This is a genomic window from Nostoc sp., from assembly GCF_041747015.1.
In the GTDB taxonomy this organism is placed as follows: Bacteria; Cyanobacteriota; Cyanobacteriia; order Cyanobacteriales; family Nostocaceae; genus Nostoc.
Window position 1 is genome coordinate 1 of sequence record NZ_JBGTFY010000428.1, and the last position, 17,181, is coordinate 17,181.

Consider the following 17,181-nt stretch of genomic DNA (forward strand, 5'->3'; position numbering starts at 1 on the left):
ATTCAGGAATTTCTAGGGTTGCTGCTTTTTGAGCCATCTTGGAGTAATTTGACGTGAGAAGTGGATTTTTAACTCACCGATTTTACCTCAGATGACAACAATTATAAATTTTTATTTCCTTTGAATTCCCTACTCTAAAAATCGAACGATGAACTGGATTTCCTCCGTTCGTTGTCAGGTAATCTCTCTATTTTATTGAGTAGTTATACTTATTTTTCGTTCCAGATGTTTTTTTAGCCATTGCCTCTGTCGAAGAAACTAGTTACTTTGTACTATATTGTGAATTCCAAAATCGGGGTTAATACTCTATTTTTTTCAAAATGAGAATTGCTGATCGCATTCCCAAAGCGTTCTGTGATTTGCTTATCTTGTGCTGCTTCTGCATTTCTTAAAGCAGCATCAGCACTCTTAATTGCAGCCTCAGCACTTTTATCCATAGCTTCCCAACGCTTCGCAGCATAGTAAGCATTGATAAACACTGCAATTCCGCCAAAAATTGTCGCAGTAGTTTTTAGCGCTTCCGTTTCATTTTTTAGTCGTTCATCTATTGGAGGTATATGCCAGACAACGCAAGCGACTATAACTAATGAAATAATAAATAATCCACTAAATGAAATTAGAACTATAAACGAATTTCTGGGTGTGTCTGTGTTTTTATCAGACATATAGCAATCCTAGACGATTGATTTTTTAACGAACCGCAATCGCGCAGTTGGAAGCATTAGCTGTCCCATAATAAGCGTTCTTCTTGTAGTTGTCTGTCTATATCCTCAGCAGTTCGAGAGGGGTGTCTCCTACGGCTTTCTTCTATAATGTCTAGTACAGAACGATGTTTTGGCTCAGATTTTTCTGGTAATATCACAAATACATCAACGCTATCGCCGATTTCAGCTTCTGGAATTTCAATTTCTATTTTGTTTCCTGGTAAAACTTTGGTTGTGATACGTAAAGCTGATTGCATGGTTTTTCCCTCAACATTTATTAATACTGTAGGCAAGATTGTTCTCTTCTATATTCTCCTACAAGCCATAGAGGGCGGCAGTACTCTCATCTATTTCTTGTATTTCGGTAAATTAATAAATAATCCAATAAATAAAATTAGAATTATAAACAAATTTATTGGTGTATCTGTATTGTTATCAGACATAGCTTTCAGCTTCTTCATCTCCCAAATTGTTACGGAGACTTTTGGTAAAAACTATAGCATTAAGTGAAAACGGTAGAATGCGCCCAAATAACTAATGATGCTGTGATAACTCAACTTGATTGTCGCCAATCTGTCGGTGCTTCTATATAATCAGGTAGGCGAGTAGTGCGATCGCCAAGTGCCTTTCTAATCTGCTGCAACTCTAAGTTTTTAGCTCCCGTTAAAATTGTCCCTTCCAGTTTGACATCAATAAGGTTAGCTTCTAAAAAGTTAGCTCCCATCAGGTTAGCCTGAGTCAGATTAGCTTGATAAAAGGTTGCCCTATGCAGGTTTGCGCCGATGAGGTTTGCCTGATACAAATCAGCTTCCGTCAAGCTAGCTTCTGAGAGATTGGCAAAATAGACTTCTGTTTGCTGGAGTTTGGCTGCATTCAAGTTAGCCCCAGAAAGGTTGGCACCATTCAAGTTAGCCCCCGATAGGTTGGCACCAATCAGCCCCGTTAATTGCAGATTAGCTTTACCCAGTTTTGCTCCTTGCAAGTTAGCTAAAAACAGCTTTGCCCCAGAGAGGTTGGCAATTTTCAAAGTTGCTTGTTGCAAGTTAGCTTTATAGAGATTCGCTCCTTGCAAATCAGCTGCACGCAGACTTGCCCCAGAGAGGTTAGCAGAACGCAAGTTTGCCCCAGAGAGGTTGGCGCGATTCAAATTAGCCCAACACAGATTGGCTCCACACAAACTGGTTTTTAGCAATCTGGCTTCATAGAGAATAGACCGAACGAGTTTAGCGCCGTTAAGGTCTGCCTCACTCAAGTCAGCTCCACGCAAGTCAGCCCCACTAAGATCAGATCCACGGAGGTCAGCTTGTTGCAGATTAACTCCTAGCAGGTCTGCTCCTCGGATGTCGATATTGCGTAAATCAAGTTTTTGATCTTTTGGGTCTTCAAGTAAATTACGTCTGCCGATGACAGTCAGAGCGGCTTGAATATCAGTGCGGATTCTTGGCACTTCTTCATGGAAATTATCCTCCAACTGCTGTGTTGGACGCGACCCACCTCTACGCCGACTTGAGTAAACTACTGATAAATATTCCGGCTGTTGCTCTCCTTTTAACTGCTCTTTTGCGGCATTTTCTCGCACAAAGGCAGTAAGAATTTCCATAATTGTCCAGTGTTCTTTAGGAAAATCTTGAGCAACTCTTTCTAATGCATAAATTGCGCCTGTCCGGGTTTCCACCTTTTCATGCCCAAGCTGGGTAATTGCCCCCATAAAGCGTTCTGCAATCAATCTATCTTGATTGAGTTTGGCATTTTGAATGCCAATTTCGAGGTTTTTCTCAGCTGCGATCGCATTTTTCTGCATCGTCTGGACACGCTTGGCTGCATAATAAACATTAAACATTGCTGCCGATGCCAGAAAAACTATTGCAGTAGTTGTTAATCCTTGGTTTCTATACTGGATCTTTTCCTGAATTGACAATTCCTTAATACTGGATAATGCAAAGAAAATTACAGTCAATGAGAAGGCAAATATAACTGTTATAGTTATCAACCAATTCAACAAAGCGTCTGTCTTTTTAGAAGACATGGTAAAAATTTTCCTTACAACCTAGAATTATTACTTAGATGTTGAGGAAAAATAGTATAGCATCTAGCAGAAAATTATCATAGGTGTCAGAATACCCGCTTAACTAGGGAACGATATCGAATATACTGGTACATTGCGGCGAAAATCAATGAAATGCTAATTACGAATTACGAATTAGAACTTGGCTTCTCTGAGATTTGCTCCATCAAGTATGGCATCATTAAGAATTGCCTCATGCAGATCAGCTAAATATAGATTTGTGCGATGCAGGTTAGCTCCAGAAAGATTAGCCCCTTTGAGGTTAGCTGCACAAAGAATTGCCCCTTTTAGATTGGCTAAATATAAGTTAGCTCCTTCTAAGTTAGCTGCACTGAGGATTGCTCCTTTTAAATTAGCTTCTTTGAGGTTAGCCCCAGAAAGGTTAGCTTGATAGAGATTTGTCTGTTCTAAGTTCGCCCCATTCAGATTTGCTCCTCTCATATCCGTGTAACTCAAGTCAAGTATCGGCTCATTTTCTGAGTCTTTGTTTGCATCTCTTTTAGCGATAACACTAAGGGCTGCTTGAATATCTACACGAACTTTTACTGATGAGTTGCTTATTACTTCCTGTTGGGGTTTATGAGAAGCATTTTCTCGGACAAAACTAGTCAGAATGTCCATAATTATCCAGTGATACTGAGGATGAATATGGGCAATTTGCTCTAAATCATTAATTACAGCCAGACTGGTTTTTATTTTGTTATTCTCTAGCTGTTCAATTGCTATTCTTAAGCGTTGTTTTGGCAATGGATATTGAGCTTGTTTAAATTTCTCTTGTAAAACATATATCCTCATAAATGTTTTTGACAGTTGGATGTTATTTGTTGATGAAATATTTTTCATGGCATAACAAACATTAATTATTACTGTTAACATATCTAATGATTGCAGTAGTATTTAACAATTTAGTTGTGTATGTTATTGTTTCAAGCATGAGCAATAATTGAATATGCTAATGTAACAAAATAGAGAATATAGCTGTTGAGTAAGTAGACGTTAACATATATGCTACCTGCGATACTCAATCATCAGTTGTACTCACTACTCTTCACTCTTCACTCTTCACTGTTAATTAACTCTCATCATGATAATTTTGATTTATATCTAATCAGTGATAAATGTCTAGTAGTATTTAATCGTAAATCTCAGCATTTAAATGCAGTAAAATTTACAGCAACTAGTTAAATACCTGGTGCTAATTGGTGGCATCACAGCCATACTTTTATCCTAAGAATGTAAAATTTTAAGGTTTCAGATGTAACAGTGAGGTTAGCTTTACAGCACTTCCCGAAGTTATGAGGTACACTAATTGATCGAATTATTATTTATCTGTGTTAATAGTCTCTCAAGTTTAAATTGATGGGTAAGAAAGTTCGTAGTAAGGACTTCAGTCCTTATTTTCTAAGGACTAAAGTGCTTACTACAAACTTTTCATTACTATAGGACTCATGTTTGATTTTTGAACAAACTCAGTACAACTCAAAGAGACTTCTTCCCCACTCCCCACTCCCAGCTCAATACGGTTCGGTTAAGAATATTGTAGGTTGGGTTGAAGCTTTGCGAAACCCAACAAACGCCGCAAAATGTTGGGTTTCGTTCCTCAACCCAACCTACACATTTTTATTTTTTGGGCTTAACCGAACGGTATTGACTCCCAGCCTACGCAAATAATTTTAGAAATCAAATCGGATTGCTATAGCTTGACAGACTACTAATAGCATCCCAAGTATCTGTACCTCATAGCAACAGGAAGTGCTGTAACAATTTAGGTTGGTTGATAGACCAAAAAGATCGTTCCATTTTAGTCTTCTCTCCAAATCAGCAACCAAAACTTTTGCAGGGTGATGAGCGTTTGCCAGTGTTAGCGGGGATAAACTTGGAGCTAACAGTTGCTCAAGTGGTTGGTTGGTTAAAAATGAGCAGTTAGAGAAACACCTAAAACATCATTTATTTTAGGAACTAAGCTTAATGTAGTTACGCTTCAACATATTTGGCTTTTATGGTGCTTTACCCTGCCTTTTTTTGAACTCGTCGAACTCACATTATTTAAGTGTTTATACTTATTCTATCAGAGCGATGTTTACGATGGGCGTAGCTGCGGCACCCAGACTGAAATTGCAGATTGTTCAGGCTTATTTGCATAACTTTGGATATATCACCGCAAATGCGCTGATACTTTAATTTCTCCGCTTCATAAATTCCGCAAAAACACTGTTACGCTAATTTGTACTTCTGATCAAAACTGGAGCATTCAGTTTATCAGGGTACATTTATGACCAACCCTGTAACAACTGTTATCCAAGTCAATCTGGAGATGACTCTAGAGGTAGCTCTTAGGGAGGACAAAGTGTCCAAAGTATTAATTGAAGATGTCTTACATGATTCAGAAGGGGCAGAAGAAATTACTTTTCCTGCCACAGACAAAGATTTGTTAGTTTTAACAGAAAAATTTTTAGGGTTTGAAATTACCCCAAAGATTTTCTTGCAAGCTCTAGCCATTGCTGATTACGACTGTGCAGCTGCTTTTCGCTACGTTGATAATTATTTGACTATCCCCAAGAATAAGAATAAGCGTAAGCATAAAAATTTACTTTTGTTAAGGTCTTCGCCTAATTTTGAAAATAATTGAGGTGCATTTTACGAGCAAAGAAGCTGCTTGTGGTAAGGAAAAAGAGAAAGGAGTAAGGATTCTCCTTTTTTCTTTAAGCCTTACCTTTAACCAACTGAACCTGCCTAACTAAAAGTTGATAACCTCTCCAGACCGAGCTTTTTTATAGAATACCGAAGCAATTATTTCACCATCTGGTTGATAAAGTACAATCTGCCCACCAGAATTACCCAATTGCATAGAGAGAGGGCTAATTGTCCGCACTAGAAACTGTTTTTGCTCACTAGCTGCTAATGTTCCCTCCAGCATCCGTCGCCGACCCGCTTTATCTGCAAGGAACCACCCATCCAACGCGATTGGTGCGGAGGATATGTTTTTTAGCTCCACCCATTCACCCGATTCTGCTCCTTCTGGATTTGGAAGCGCTGCCACGACAACTACTGAGCCGCCTTGCGTCTCTACATCTTCAATTGGACGCGAGATTGGGCTACTACCAGGCCGTGGCAGAGGCTCAAAATTTCCACCACCCTGGAATTCAGGATAAAATGACCGGATGTGTCTGCCACGTTCATTCGTTTGCGTCGTCTCTCGGTAAATTACCAAGTTATAATTTCCTTCTTGGATGGTAACAGCTCGGCGATCGTTCTGAGTTAAATTCTGAACTGACTCGTAGTAGGCTACAGTCCCCAAAGCTAAATCACACTCTGGACTAGTACCAACAAAAAAGCCTCCGCGCTCCTTAAATATCTGAGCAACAGGTTCACCCGCCATGTTGTTCAGCATCCAAGTCATTTGCAGCGTTACTACGTTGGGGTTTTTCACTTCCGACACCGCAGGTAACTTATACTGCGTGCCCAAGAAGTTTACCCGCCCCTTAGCTTCATCTAAATAAAACTTCACCCAGTTGTGATAACCACTAACCTCTCCCCAACCTGGACCACCCCGCAGGTTAAATTTGCCCTCACCAACAAACACATGTTCAAAACCAGAACAGTAGTTGACAACATCAGTTCCGAAGTAATTAGTAAATGGCTCAAACCACACTTTACTTATCTCTTTGCGAAATTCATCTTTTGAGATTGGTTTCCTTAGTCCATTTGTGATGTAATCATAGGCAATCTTCATCGGTTGGGTATCTAGTAACAGGTCAATAAATTTAGTAATTTCATCATTTTCCTGTTGAGTAAAGTCTTCAGGGTCACGGTAATTTATCAAATAATTGTCGAATAATTCAATCAAAGCTGCATAAGTGCCTTTTGCAAAACGCTTATCCTTAACTTTTTCAAAGAGAGGGCGAGTAGCCAAATCTAACCACTTATCCCCTGCTGCCTTCACTTGATGGTCGAGTAAGATATCAGCCTTCGGATCGATCCAATTTCCTTCAGCATCACGTATACTTACGGTAAAGCGGTTAGTATCAGCTTTCCAGATTTGATCGTAAATCGTAGGATCAGCAGGCATATTGTTTGTACTCCCTATTTATTGTTCTATTGTCGATATATAAGTCAAGTTAGTGGAAGCTTAATCTCAAGCACCCACTCTATGAAACAAGATTGAATTAGTTACAAATCAAAAATTGCGATGATTGGTGCGTGATCTGAACCAGGTTTTCCGCGTCTTAAGTTAGGGTCATCACTGATAGAGGGTAGTGCATCCATAACATCGATATAGCTGTCCACTTCTGGCAATTTACGCGGCTCACCAGGCATTAGTTCTTGACTGACAAAAATATGGTCTATTAACTCTTTGTTGTTCTGATAAATACGGGAGTAGCGTCTTTGTTCATCAATTTGAGGAGCTAAATTAAATAGCCTTGCATCATCTCCTCTATCTGGCTGATTCAACCCGCGTGTGCCAATCTCGCTGCCACTTGGGCCTTGAAGAATTTGAGTAGTAGCAGCAGATGGTACATCATTTAAATCTCCTAAAATGATTAAACCTTGGTTAGCATTGTTTTCTAATAACTCATTTGCTTTAACACGCAATGCAACTGCTTCTGCTGTTCGCTTTAAAAGCGCTAATCCAGCAACTCTGCTACGTTCATTTTCGTCTTTGGGAGCAAATCGTGGACGATTTGTTGTTGAGGGAAAAGTTAATAGCTTAGATTTTAAGTGTGCATTGATGAGATGAATAGAAATATTTGGTTTTGGTCTAACAAGAATTCGGAGAGCGCCTCGACCCATGCGGGTAATTTCAGTCGAATTCCCTTCAGTGTCTTGACTGAGCAATTTGGAAAAACTAGCTTGAGGAAAATCTACTAATTCCTCATGCTCTTCAATCACTAATTTTGAAAGAAAGCCAACGCGAATTCCCCGAATATCTGGGGATTTAGATACATAACTATGTGGGTAGCGTCCCTCTAACTGGGCTAATAGTTCTTCAAATGCTTGCAGATCACCAACTTCCTGGACACCTAGCACATCAGGCTCAAGATCCAAGATTACATTAGTTAAGCTATTTAGCTTTTGTGTGTATTCTTCTTGCGTTTTGGGACCAAAGCTGTTACCTACAGAGAATAGATTCTCTAAGTTCCAAGTCATGACCTTAAATGTAGCCATACTTGCCCTAAATTATGATAAATCGCTTTTTGTACTGTGCTTATCTGTACAAAGTTATCTTAACAGCAAGGTTTATTTTTTATCATTAATCTTTACTAAGTTTTAAAAGTTTATCAAGCTGCTTGTCTAAAAATAACTAACGGTTTGTATTCCTCTCTCTAAATAAAAACCAGAATCCTTTGTTGTCATTAGTTTTTATCAACACCAAGAATCCTTACTCCTGCTTTCTCTCTGCTATCCTGAGTTTGGCCGATCGCGATCGCGGATTATTACTAATCTCTTCTTCTAATGCAATGATCGGCTTTTTTGTCAATACTTTTAACAAAGGTAAATTTCTTAAACCATGCTTCACCGGGCGGTCTTCCAGACTGTGAAAACTGATAATTGCAATTCTGCCGCCAGGGACAAGGGCATTTGGCGCTTTATCTAAAAAAGTTTCTAGGGATTTTAACTCATCGTTGACGACAATTCGCAAAGCTTGAAAAACACGGGTAGCGGGGTGAATTCTACCATAACGGTATTTAGGGGGAACTGAAGAAGCGATCGCATCAGCCAATTCAATAGTAGTATGCAGTGGACGACGTTCGACAATGCGACGAGCAATGCGCCGCGATAATCTTTCTTCACCGTACTTAAAGAAAATATCTGCTAATTCTGCCTCATCCCAATTATTGATCACATCAGCAGCAGTTAGCGATCGCCCTCGATCCATTCGCATATCCAAATTCGCAGCTTGGCGAAAGCTGAAACCCCGTTCTGGCTGATCTAAATGGTAAGAACTCACCCCCAAATCGGCTAAAATACCATCGAAAGTATTAGGGGTAAACTCGTATTCAGCAAAGTTGCTATGAATAAATTTTACACGTCCTCCATATTCAGCTAAGTACTTCTGCGCCGCCGCCAAAGCATCTTCATCTTGGTCAACTGCCGTTAGCCGCACATCCGCCGCCGCTTCTAAAATCAGACGACTGTGACCGCCACCGCCTACTGTCGCATCTAAATAATGCCCGCCCGGACGCACTGCCAAACCCTCAATTACTTCTCGCCCCAATACTGGCACATGAAAAAATTCCTGCGCCTCAAGTCCTTGCATATCGAGCTTCCATATAATAGTTGAAGAAGTGCAACAAAATGAAACATCAAGTAAAATCTCTCCTCTGTCACCCCCTCTCCAACATACCCCTGTCTGGGCAATACATCTAGACGCAAGTTTATGTAAGCACTAAAGTTCTTACTATAAACTCTTCATTACTAGCGTGACAGACAAGATAAATTGGGTGTAGTTAGCATCTGCGCGGTTGAATTCAAAATTTTCACGAACGGAGAACACGAAATCTATGACCAGACTAGAAACCCGCACTGAACCTATGGTGCTAAACATGGGGCCACACCACCCCTCAATGCACGGGGTTCTGCGGCTAATCATGACTTTGGATGGCGAGGATGTTGTTGACTGTGAACCAGTCATCGGCTATTTGCACCGGGGAATGGAAAAAATTGCCGAGAACCGCACTACTGTCATGTACGTCCCCTACGTTAGTCGCTGGGACTACGCTGCGGGAATGTTCAACGAAGCAGTTACTGTTAACGCCCCAGAAAAGCTTGCAGGTGTCACTGTTCCTAAACGCGCTAGCTACATCCGCGTCATCATGCTGGAGTTGAACCGCATTGCTAACCACTTGCTATGGTTTGGCCCTTTCCTCGCTGACGTAGGCGCTCAAACTCCCTTCTTCTACCAGTTCCGGGAACGGGAGATGATTTATGATTTGTGGGAAGCCGCTACAGGCTACCGGATGGTGAATCACAACTACTTCCGTGTTGGTGGGGTAGCAGTTGATTTGCCCTATGGTTGGGTAGATAAGTGTCTGGAATTCTGCGACCATTTAATACCCAAAGTTGATGAGTATGAACGCTTAGTAACCGATAACCCCATCTTCCGGCGACGTGTTGAGGGTATTGGTACTATCACTCGTGAAGAAGCAATTAATTGGGGACTTTCTGGACCAATGTTACGCGCATCTGGCGTGAAATGGGATTTGCGGAAAGTTGACCATTACGAATGCTACGACGATTTTGACTGGGACGTGCAGTGGGAAACTGCCGGCGATTGCTTTGCGCGTTACGTGGTGCGGATGCGCGAAATGCGCGAATCTGTGAAGATTCTTCGCCAAGCAATTAAAGGACTTCCTGGTGGCCCTTACGAAAATCTGGAAGCCAAACGCCTAGCCGCAGGTAAAAAATCAGAGTGGGACGCATTTGATTATCAATACATCGGCAAAAAAGTTTCTCCCACCTTCAAGATTCCCAAGGGTGAAATCTACTCTCGTGTAGAAAGTGGCAAAGGTGAATTGGGAATTTATTTGGTTGGCGATGATAACGTCTTCCCCTTACGGTGGAAAATTCGCGCTGCGGACTTCAACAACCTCCAGATTGTCCCACAGTTACTGCGCGGCATGAAGGTTGCAGATGTCGTGGTGATTCTCGGTAGTGTTGACGTAATTATGGGGTCTGTAGATAGGTAGAAAATTTCTATCGAAGTACTTCTTAGAGCAGTTGTATTACAGTGCAACTGCTCTATTTTTTTTGCATTGGGTAAATAGTTCAGTTACAGCGATTTTCGGGTAAATGAACCACATTGTTTTTATCTCACGCAAAGGCGCAAAGGCAAGGCAGCGCGTTGCGGGGGTTCCCCCGTTGTAGCGACTGCCGCGCAAAGAAGAAAGGAAAGAAGAAGATTATCGTTAAAAAAATTGACTTTGACAAAGAGTTAAGCCTTAGTATAACGTACTTGATTATACCAACAATAGTACGTGGCATCGCACCATTAAGGCAGTAATAAACTAATCCTTCTCTGGCTAGAAAAATTTTTTACTCATATAACATAGGTACGAAATATTTATAAATCCTCTCTTTTTAAGAGTTTTGAGTAATGCCCCGGATTTTTGACAACATTAACTTACAACTGCTACCGATTTTACGAGAAACCCTCAAAGTCTCTTATCGGGCAGATTTTTGTGTAGGCTACTTCAACCTCAGAGGTTGGCGAAGAATTGATGATTTGATTGAACAGTATGTTGGTAGTGAAAAGGCTTGTTGCCGTTTGCTCATCGGGATGCAAAGCTTACCCAGTGATGAAGTTCATGCAGCATTTACCCTTAGTCGTGGTCATGAAGGGATTGATAATAGTACTATTGTGCGGTTGAAAAAACGCATGGCTTCGGAATTTCGCAAGCAGTTGACAATCGGTGCGCCGACTAATGAGGATGAAGCTGGGTTGCGGCGGTTAAGTCATCAGCTAAAAAGTCAGAAACTAATTATTAAACTGTCTGTGGGCTGTTCCCTTCACGCTAAATTATATCTTGTGCATCGCCATGACCCCAATACTCCAATTGTGGGATTCTTGGGTAGTAGTAATTTAACCCTTCCCGGATTGGTGAAACAAGGGGAGTTAAATGTTGATATTTTAGACCACGATGCTTGCAATAAACTGCAAAAGTGGTTTAGCGATCGCTGGCAAGATTATGGTTGTATAGATATATCTCAAGAATTAGCAGAGATTATTGATCAGAGTTGGGCGAGGGATGAGTCAATTTTACCTTACTACATCTACCTGAAGATAGCTTACCATTTATCCCATGAAGCGATCGCCGGACTTTCAGAATTTCGTATTCCCCGCGAATTTAACAATTTATTTGAGTTCCAAAAAGCTGCCGTGCAGCTAGCAGCGCGTCATGTAACTAGGCGTGGTGGCGTATTAGTGGGCGATGTCGTTGGTTTGGGTAAAACTTTAGTTGGAACCGCCTTAGCTAAGATATTACAAGAAGATTGTTATTTAGAAACACTAATTATCTGCCCAAAAAACTTGATGCCAATGTGGCAAGAATATGTAAATAACTATCGCCTACTTGCCGAAGTTATGTCAATTAGTCAAGTACAAAATAAGCTCCCAAAACTCCGCCGTTACCGAGTTGTGTTAATTGATGAAAGTCACAACTTACGTAACCGCGAAGGTAAACGTTATCGAGCCATTACCGAATATATTGCTGCTAACGAAAGCAAATGTATTTTATTATCTGCTACTCCTTACAATAAAAGTTATCTTGACCTTTCAGCCCAACTCCGGCTATTTGTTCCAGAACATGAAGATTTAGGGTTAAGACCAGAAGCTTTAATTAATGAACTTGGTGGCAGTTCTATCGGAGAATTAGAGTTTATTAGAAAGCATCAATGTTCTGTGCGTTCCTTAGCAGCCTTTGAGAAAAGCGAACACCCTGACGACTGGCGAGAATTGATGAAGCGCTACATGGTGCGACGGACTCGCTCTTTTATTAAAGATAATTATGCCCACACAGATGAAACAGGGCGTAAATATTTAGAATTTGCTGATGGCAGACATTCTTATTTTCCTCAGCGCCTACCGCGAAATCTCAAGTTTTCTTTAGAAGGTTCTAACACTGACTTTTATTCGCATCTTTACTCTGAGTTAGTAGTAGAAGTAATTAATCAACTTAATTTACCTCGTTATGGGCTAGGAAATTACGTTATTGCTAAACCCAATCAACCACCTACAGACACCGAACAACGTTTGATTAATAGTTTATTTCGTGGCGGTAGAAGGTTAATGGGTTTTTCTCGGACGAATTTGTTTAAACGTTTAGAAAGTAGTGGCGTTATTTTTATCCAATCAATTGAACGCCATATTTTACGAAACTTCATTTATTTATATGCCTTAGAGCAAGGGCTTGATATTCCCATTGGAACTCAGGATGCTGAGTTATTAGATACAAGTAATAATGATGAAGATGCCGATTCTGTGGTAGCAGCTTTGTTTGATACGGAAACAGAAGAAGATGACTCTACTAATTTGCTGCAAGTAGAGACAGAAGAAACTCCTTTTTCTAATGACGATGAGAAAGAATGTAAAACAGAAAAAGTTTTTCGTCAAAGAGCAGAGTCAATTTATCAAGAATACAGAACCCGATATCAACGACGATTTAAGTGGCTACCTTCTACACTTTTTGACATTAAAAAACTAAAACGTGATTTACTAGAGGATGCCAAAGCCCTGATTAATGTGCTGCAAGACTGTGGAGAGTGGAGTCCGCAAACAGATGAAAAACTTGCTGCTTTAATCAAACTGCTAACGAAAACTCACCCCAAAGATAAAGTACTAATATTCACACAGTTTGCTGATACAGTCCGTTATCTTGCAGACAATTTGCATTCAAGTCATATTACAAATATGGCTGGGGTAACAGGTCAATCTAAAGACCCGACAGTAATGACGGGAAGATTTAGCCCTGTGAGTAATGGAAAACGGGAGCAAATTTCATCATCAGATGAGTTGCGGATTTTAATAGCTACCGATGTTTTGAGTGAAGGTCATAATTTACAAGACTGTGCAATCATTGTCAATTGGGATTTACCTTGGGCGATTATTCGTTTAATTCAACGTGCAGGAAGAGTAGACCGCATTGGGCAAAATTCAGACCAAATTCTTTGTTATTCTTTTTTACCAGCCGAGGGAGTAGAACGTATTATTAATTTGCGGGGACGACTCCGCAAACGACTGCAAGAAAATGCGGAAGTTGTGGGAACTGATGAAGCTTTTTTTGAAGATGATGATGCACGGGTAATTCTTGACCTCTACAATGAGAAATCTGGAGTTTTAGATGGGGAAGAAGATACGGAAGTTGATTTGACTTCTGAAGCATTTCAAATTTGGAAAAAAGCCACTGATGGTAATCCAGGTTTGAAAAAAACCATTGAAGAAATGCAAAATGTAGTTTATTCTACCCGCGCCCATACTCCGCAACTCGTGCAACCGGAGGGAGTATTGCTTTATATGAAAACCACTGAGGGAAATGATTCTTTGATTTATGTTGACCGCAATGGAAATAGTGTTACTCAATCACAATTAGCGGTTCTGCGGGTGGCGGCGTGTGAAGAATCTACCCCAGCCATACCTAAAGATAAACAGCATCACGAGTTAGTGAAAAAGGGTGCTGAATTGATTGCTGAAGAAGAGAAAAGTGCAGGTGGTCAATTGGGGCGACCATCAGGGGCAAGGTTTCGCAGCTATGAACGACTTAAGGGTTATGTTGAAGATATGAAAGGAACAGTATTTGTTAGTGAAGAACTTTTAAAAGCAATTGATGAGATTTACCGTTATCCTTTGCGACAGTCAGCCATTGATACTCTTAATCGTCAACTAAGAAGCGGCATTAATAATCAGCAGTTGGCTGAGTTAGTAGTGTCGTTACGGATAGATGACCGTTTGTGTATTGTGACTGAGGAAATGGAGAAGCGAGAACCTGAGATTATTTGTTCTTTGGGATTATTTTCTAATTCGTAATTCGTAATTAAAGAATTGTAGGTTGGGTAGAACGTTCGCGTAGCGTCTCGTAGAGAAGTGAAACCCAACAAACCACGGTAAATGTTGGGTTTCGCAAAGCCTCAACCCAACCTACAAATATTCTACAAATATTCTTAACTGTCCGACTTAAAGATATAGTGTTTGAGCTAGACCGGACGAGAAATATTCAACGCTGTTTGATTGACTTCCAACCAGTTAAGTAAATCCTCAATGGCTGTAAAATCCAATAAAGCCTCGCCAAGTGCTTCTAATTCCTCTAAAGAAAGAGTTTGAATGCGTTCCCGAAACTCTTGTGGTAACTCTCCTACCCGTTTTTGTAGTTGGCGTAAGACAAGTTCTTGTTTTCCTCGCTCATAACCAATGCGCTCGCCTGTGGTGATGTAGCTCATAGTCTGCTCCTGCTCAAATTGCTTAAACTCTTGCCAAAATTCTGCTTCCAAGGCTTTTGGTAAAATCATAACCCAATCAATGAACCGATAAAGATTACGAATATCTTTTTCTTGCAATCCTAATTCATACAATCGGCGAATCAAGCTAAATTTCCAAGCTTTACGTTCTCCTGGCTTTTTACCTGTTTGCTGTGTCTTCAAATGCGCCATTACTACAGTTGCAAATGGGTTGTCGCTGGCTTCTAATTCTGTCCAACGATTTTGATAATCTAGCAGCTTAACAGTTCCAAATTCAAAGTTAAGTTTGGTATCAGGATAATTATAACTATATTCATTGGGTCGCCATTTCGGGTCTGTATCGCACAAAATTGCTAAACTTATGGCAGGTTTCCCAAATCTGTCAAAAATTCGCAGGTTGTAGGAAAACATTCTTTCTGCAAAGATGTCTTCTGATTGTGCTTGAATTTCTACATGGATTAATAGCCAAATTTCTTGTCCTTGGATTTGCCAGACTTTAACTAATTTATCTGCATATCTTCTACCTTGTTCTGCTGTGCGGGTTATTTGTTGAAATTCCTTATCGAGAAATTCGTGTGGACGTTCCCAATTAATTAGTTCTGCTGTTCGGAGAAAGAAAAATTGCATTGCTTGGGGAAAGTAAGCTTCTAAAATTTCTTTCCACGGGCTATCATTATCTACTCTTTCTAGTTCTTTATTCATCGGTTTATTGCTATACCATTTAGCAATCCTAAATCATTTGTGAACAACAAAATACCTAACTTCTTGGAGAAACTCTAAAGGGTGGTTAGAAACCGCGCGCCAGCTGCTTCTCCTTACCGGAGACTAATTCGTAATGACGCTAAATGACTCGCTACCGCTTCTCGTAGAGAAGTGAAACCCAACAAACCACGCTAAATGTTGGGTTTTGCAAAGCCTCAACCTAACCTACAAATATTCTTAACCCAGGTTGGTGGATTTTGCTTGTGTAGACGCGGTTTTTAACCGCCCTTTTAACGTTAAGTAACGTTAAGTTGACTTTCAATATATAATCGAATTATTTTAGGAATAATTTTTATGGTTATATTATCATCTAATCTTTCTTTGACAGAGTTTCTGCAATTACCAGAAACTAAACCAGCTAGTGAATATATTGATGAAAAAATATACCAAAAACCAATGCCGCAGGGAAAACATAGCAGAATCCAAACTCGTTTATCAACGGAGATTAATCAGGTAAGTGAATCTGAGCAAAAAGCTTTAGCATTAACTGAATTACGCTGCACATTTGGAGGACGTTCTTTAGTTCCAGATATTGCTGTATTTGAGTGGTCACGGCTTGTTGTTGATGAATCTGGAGAAATTGCTAACAAATTTGAAATTTATCCAGATTGGATTATTGAAATTCTCTCACCTGACCAATCTCCTAACCGTGTGATTGATAAAATTATTTTCTGTATTAATCATGGTACAAAATTAGGTTGGTTTATTGACTCTAATGATAAATCGGTGATGGTATTTCAACCTCATAAGTTGCCTGAAGTAAAATATAATCATGATAAATTGACTGTTCTTAATGTATTCGCAGATTGGCAAATTACGCCAGCAGATATATTTAGTTGGTTAATAGTGAAATAGAAATAGATTTGGAAGCGTCTCAGATATAGTAGGTTGGGTTGAGGAATGAAACCCAACATTTCCGGGGCTTTCTTGGGTTACTACAATTTTTTTACTGATTTTACTTGCGTAAAATACTCAAATGAGTAAGTAAAAGCTTGTTTTGCTTGCGAAATACACAGAAATGAGTAAGCAAAAGCTTCTTTTTAATAAACAAAAGCTTCTTTTTAATAAGCAAAAGCTTGTTTTGCTTGCGGAATACACTAAAATGAGCAAGCAAAAGCTTCTTTTGAATAAGCAAAAGCTTGTTTTGTAAAAGCATTTAAGTATTTTGAGAAAGTAATTAAGTATTTTTATAAAGCAATGAGGCTGTTTTGATAAAGTAATCAGCAAATATACGTGACGATTAAAAAATTGTGGCTGCACAAAGTAAGTCGGCGCTCAAATAAAGCGATAACTTTCGGTAATATTGCTCAACCATAATCAAAGATAAAGGATTTATAAAGATATAAGGAGCATGGTTAAAATTTAACTCGTATAAATAGGGTTTCTTAAAGTCCGCGCTGGCGGATTTTGTTTTTAGAGCCACTCATTTCTTTTCTGAGTGGCTAGTTTACCATGCTTGGTTTTTCCGCAAGCTATTTAGGGTAAATTATGTCACTCAATTTTCAACGAACACGCGATTTACTTTATAACTTTGAATTTAGTAAGTTGTTTATAGAAGAATTAGGTTGGTCTAAACCTTCAAGGCAAAAAGCTGTAACCTTAAAGATTGACGACAAGACATATCAATATCAAAAAATTGCTGAACTTTCGGGTGTTGCAATCTTTGAAATTACCGCAGCAGATGGGAAAATACCAGAGGCT

14 protein-coding genes are annotated in these 17,181 nt (G+C 39.8%); 6 read left to right on the forward strand and 8 right to left on the reverse strand.

From position 1 onward, the window contains the following. Window positions 1-272 precede the first annotated feature (272 nt). The 4 genes from ACEW80_RS33840 to ACEW80_RS33855 form a co-directional block, all read right to left on the reverse strand. Window positions 273-665: a hypothetical protein gene (locus ACEW80_RS33840; RefSeq protein ID WP_373530807.1), complete on the reverse strand. Its 393-nt coding sequence runs from the start codon at window positions 663-665 to the stop codon at window positions 273-275. A 56-nt stretch (window positions 666-721) separates the two neighbouring features. Then, complete coding sequence (locus tag ACEW80_RS33845; RefSeq protein WP_373530808.1) at window positions 722-961, reverse strand: hypothetical protein; 240 nt, start codon at window positions 959-961, stop codon at window positions 722-724. A gap of 296 nt (window positions 962-1,257) precedes the next feature. After that, window positions 1,258-2,730, reverse strand: a complete 1,473-nt coding sequence (locus ACEW80_RS33850; protein WP_373530809.1) for a pentapeptide repeat-containing protein — start codon at window positions 2,728-2,730, stop codon at window positions 1,258-1,260. A 174-nt stretch (window positions 2,731-2,904) separates the two neighbouring features. Beyond that, window positions 2,905-3,645: a pentapeptide repeat-containing protein gene (locus ACEW80_RS33855; protein WP_373530810.1), complete on the reverse strand. Its 741-nt coding sequence runs from the start codon at window positions 3,643-3,645 to the stop codon at window positions 2,905-2,907. An 898-nt stretch (window positions 3,646-4,543) separates the two neighbouring features. Here ACEW80_RS33855 and ACEW80_RS33860 point away from each other — a divergent pair. Beyond that, window positions 4,544-4,696, forward strand: coding sequence for a hypothetical protein (locus ACEW80_RS33860; protein ID WP_373530811.1), 153 nt, complete (start codon window positions 4,544-4,546; stop codon window positions 4,694-4,696). A 345-nt stretch (window positions 4,697-5,041) separates the two neighbouring features. Further along, window positions 5,042-5,398 (forward strand): hypothetical protein, encoded by a 357-nt coding sequence (locus tag ACEW80_RS33865; RefSeq protein WP_373530812.1) that lies wholly within the window; start codon window positions 5,042-5,044, stop codon window positions 5,396-5,398. Window positions 5,399-5,506: 108 nt separating this feature from the next. On the opposite strand, the gene ACEW80_RS33870 is transcribed toward ACEW80_RS33865, so the two are convergent. The 3 genes from ACEW80_RS33870 to rsmH all read right to left on the reverse strand — a co-directional run bounded on the left by ACEW80_RS33870 (window position 5,507) and on the right by rsmH (window position 9,028). Continuing rightward, complete coding sequence (locus ACEW80_RS33870) at window positions 5,507-6,838, reverse strand: lamin tail domain-containing protein (RefSeq protein ID WP_373530813.1); 1,332 nt, start codon at window positions 6,836-6,838, stop codon at window positions 5,507-5,509. A gap of 101 nt (window positions 6,839-6,939) precedes the next feature. After that, a complete protein-coding gene (locus ACEW80_RS33875; protein WP_373530814.1) occupies window positions 6,940-7,935 on the reverse strand; it encodes an endonuclease/exonuclease/phosphatase family protein in 996 nt (331 codons plus the stop codon). A gap of 214 nt (window positions 7,936-8,149) precedes the next feature. Beyond that, complete coding sequence (gene rsmH, locus ACEW80_RS33880; protein WP_373530815.1) at window positions 8,150-9,028, reverse strand: 16S rRNA (cytosine(1402)-N(4))-methyltransferase RsmH; 879 nt, start codon at window positions 9,026-9,028, stop codon at window positions 8,150-8,152. 244 nt (window positions 9,029-9,272) lie between these two features. Here rsmH and ACEW80_RS33885 point away from each other — a divergent pair, with 244 nt between their 5' ends. Both ACEW80_RS33885 and ACEW80_RS33890 read left to right on the forward strand, forming a co-directional pair. Beyond that, window positions 9,273-10,457, forward strand: coding sequence for a photosynthetic/respiratory NAD(P)H-quinone oxidoreductase subunit H (locus tag ACEW80_RS33885; RefSeq protein WP_373530816.1), 1,185 nt, complete (start codon window positions 9,273-9,275; stop codon window positions 10,455-10,457). Between the two features lie 407 nt (window positions 10,458-10,864). Further along, window positions 10,865-14,290, forward strand: coding sequence for a helicase-related protein (locus tag ACEW80_RS33890; protein WP_373530817.1), 3,426 nt, complete (start codon window positions 10,865-10,867; stop codon window positions 14,288-14,290). 167 nt (window positions 14,291-14,457) lie between these two features. On the opposite strand, the gene ACEW80_RS33895 is transcribed toward ACEW80_RS33890, so the two are convergent. Beyond that, window positions 14,458-15,420: a DUF4351 domain-containing protein gene (locus ACEW80_RS33895; RefSeq protein ID WP_373530818.1), complete on the reverse strand. Its 963-nt coding sequence runs from the start codon at window positions 15,418-15,420 to the stop codon at window positions 14,458-14,460. 354 nt (window positions 15,421-15,774) lie between these two features. On the opposite strand from ACEW80_RS33895, the gene ACEW80_RS33900 reads away from it, so the two are divergent. Both ACEW80_RS33900 and ACEW80_RS33905 read left to right on the forward strand, forming a co-directional pair. Then, window positions 15,775-16,335: a Uma2 family endonuclease gene (locus ACEW80_RS33900; protein ID WP_373530819.1), complete on the forward strand. Its 561-nt coding sequence runs from the start codon at window positions 15,775-15,777 to the stop codon at window positions 16,333-16,335. A 633-nt stretch (window positions 16,336-16,968) separates the two neighbouring features. Next, window positions 16,969-17,181: hypothetical protein (locus ACEW80_RS33905; protein WP_373530820.1), on the forward strand; the 213-nt coding region annotated here is incomplete at its 3' end.

Coding starts and splice junctions, on each gene's coding strand:
- ACEW80_RS33840 (WP_373530807.1), bottom strand. CDS start 665: ATGTCTGATAAAAACACAGACACACCCAGAAATTCGTTTATAGTTCTA.
- ACEW80_RS33845 (WP_373530808.1), bottom strand. CDS start 961: ATGCAATCAGCTTTACGTATCACAACCAAAGTTTTACCAGGAAACAAA.
- ACEW80_RS33850 (WP_373530809.1), bottom strand. CDS start 2,730: ATGTCTTCTAAAAAGACAGACGCTTTGTTGAATTGGTTGATAACTATA.
- ACEW80_RS33855 (WP_373530810.1), bottom strand. CDS start 3,645: ATGTTAACAGTAATAATTAATGTTTGTTATGCCATGAAAAATATTTCA.
- ACEW80_RS33865 (WP_373530812.1), top strand. CDS start 5,042: ATGACCAACCCTGTAACAACTGTTATCCAAGTCAATCTGGAGATGACT.
- ACEW80_RS33870 (WP_373530813.1), bottom strand. CDS start 6,838: ATGCCTGCTGATCCTACGATTTACGATCAAATCTGGAAAGCTGATACT.
- ACEW80_RS33875 (WP_373530814.1), bottom strand. CDS start 7,935: ATGGCTACATTTAAGGTCATGACTTGGAACTTAGAGAATCTATTCTCT.
- rsmH (WP_373530815.1), bottom strand. CDS start 9,028: ATGCAAGGACTTGAGGCGCAGGAATTTTTTCATGTGCCAGTATTGGGG.
- ACEW80_RS33885 (WP_373530816.1), top strand. CDS start 9,273: ATGACCAGACTAGAAACCCGCACTGAACCTATGGTGCTAAACATGGGG.
- ACEW80_RS33890 (WP_373530817.1), top strand. CDS start 10,865: ATGCCCCGGATTTTTGACAACATTAACTTACAACTGCTACCGATTTTA.
- ACEW80_RS33895 (WP_373530818.1), bottom strand. CDS start 15,420: ATGAATAAAGAACTAGAAAGAGTAGATAATGATAGCCCGTGGAAAGAA.
- ACEW80_RS33900 (WP_373530819.1), top strand. CDS start 15,775: ATGGTTATATTATCATCTAATCTTTCTTTGACAGAGTTTCTGCAATTA.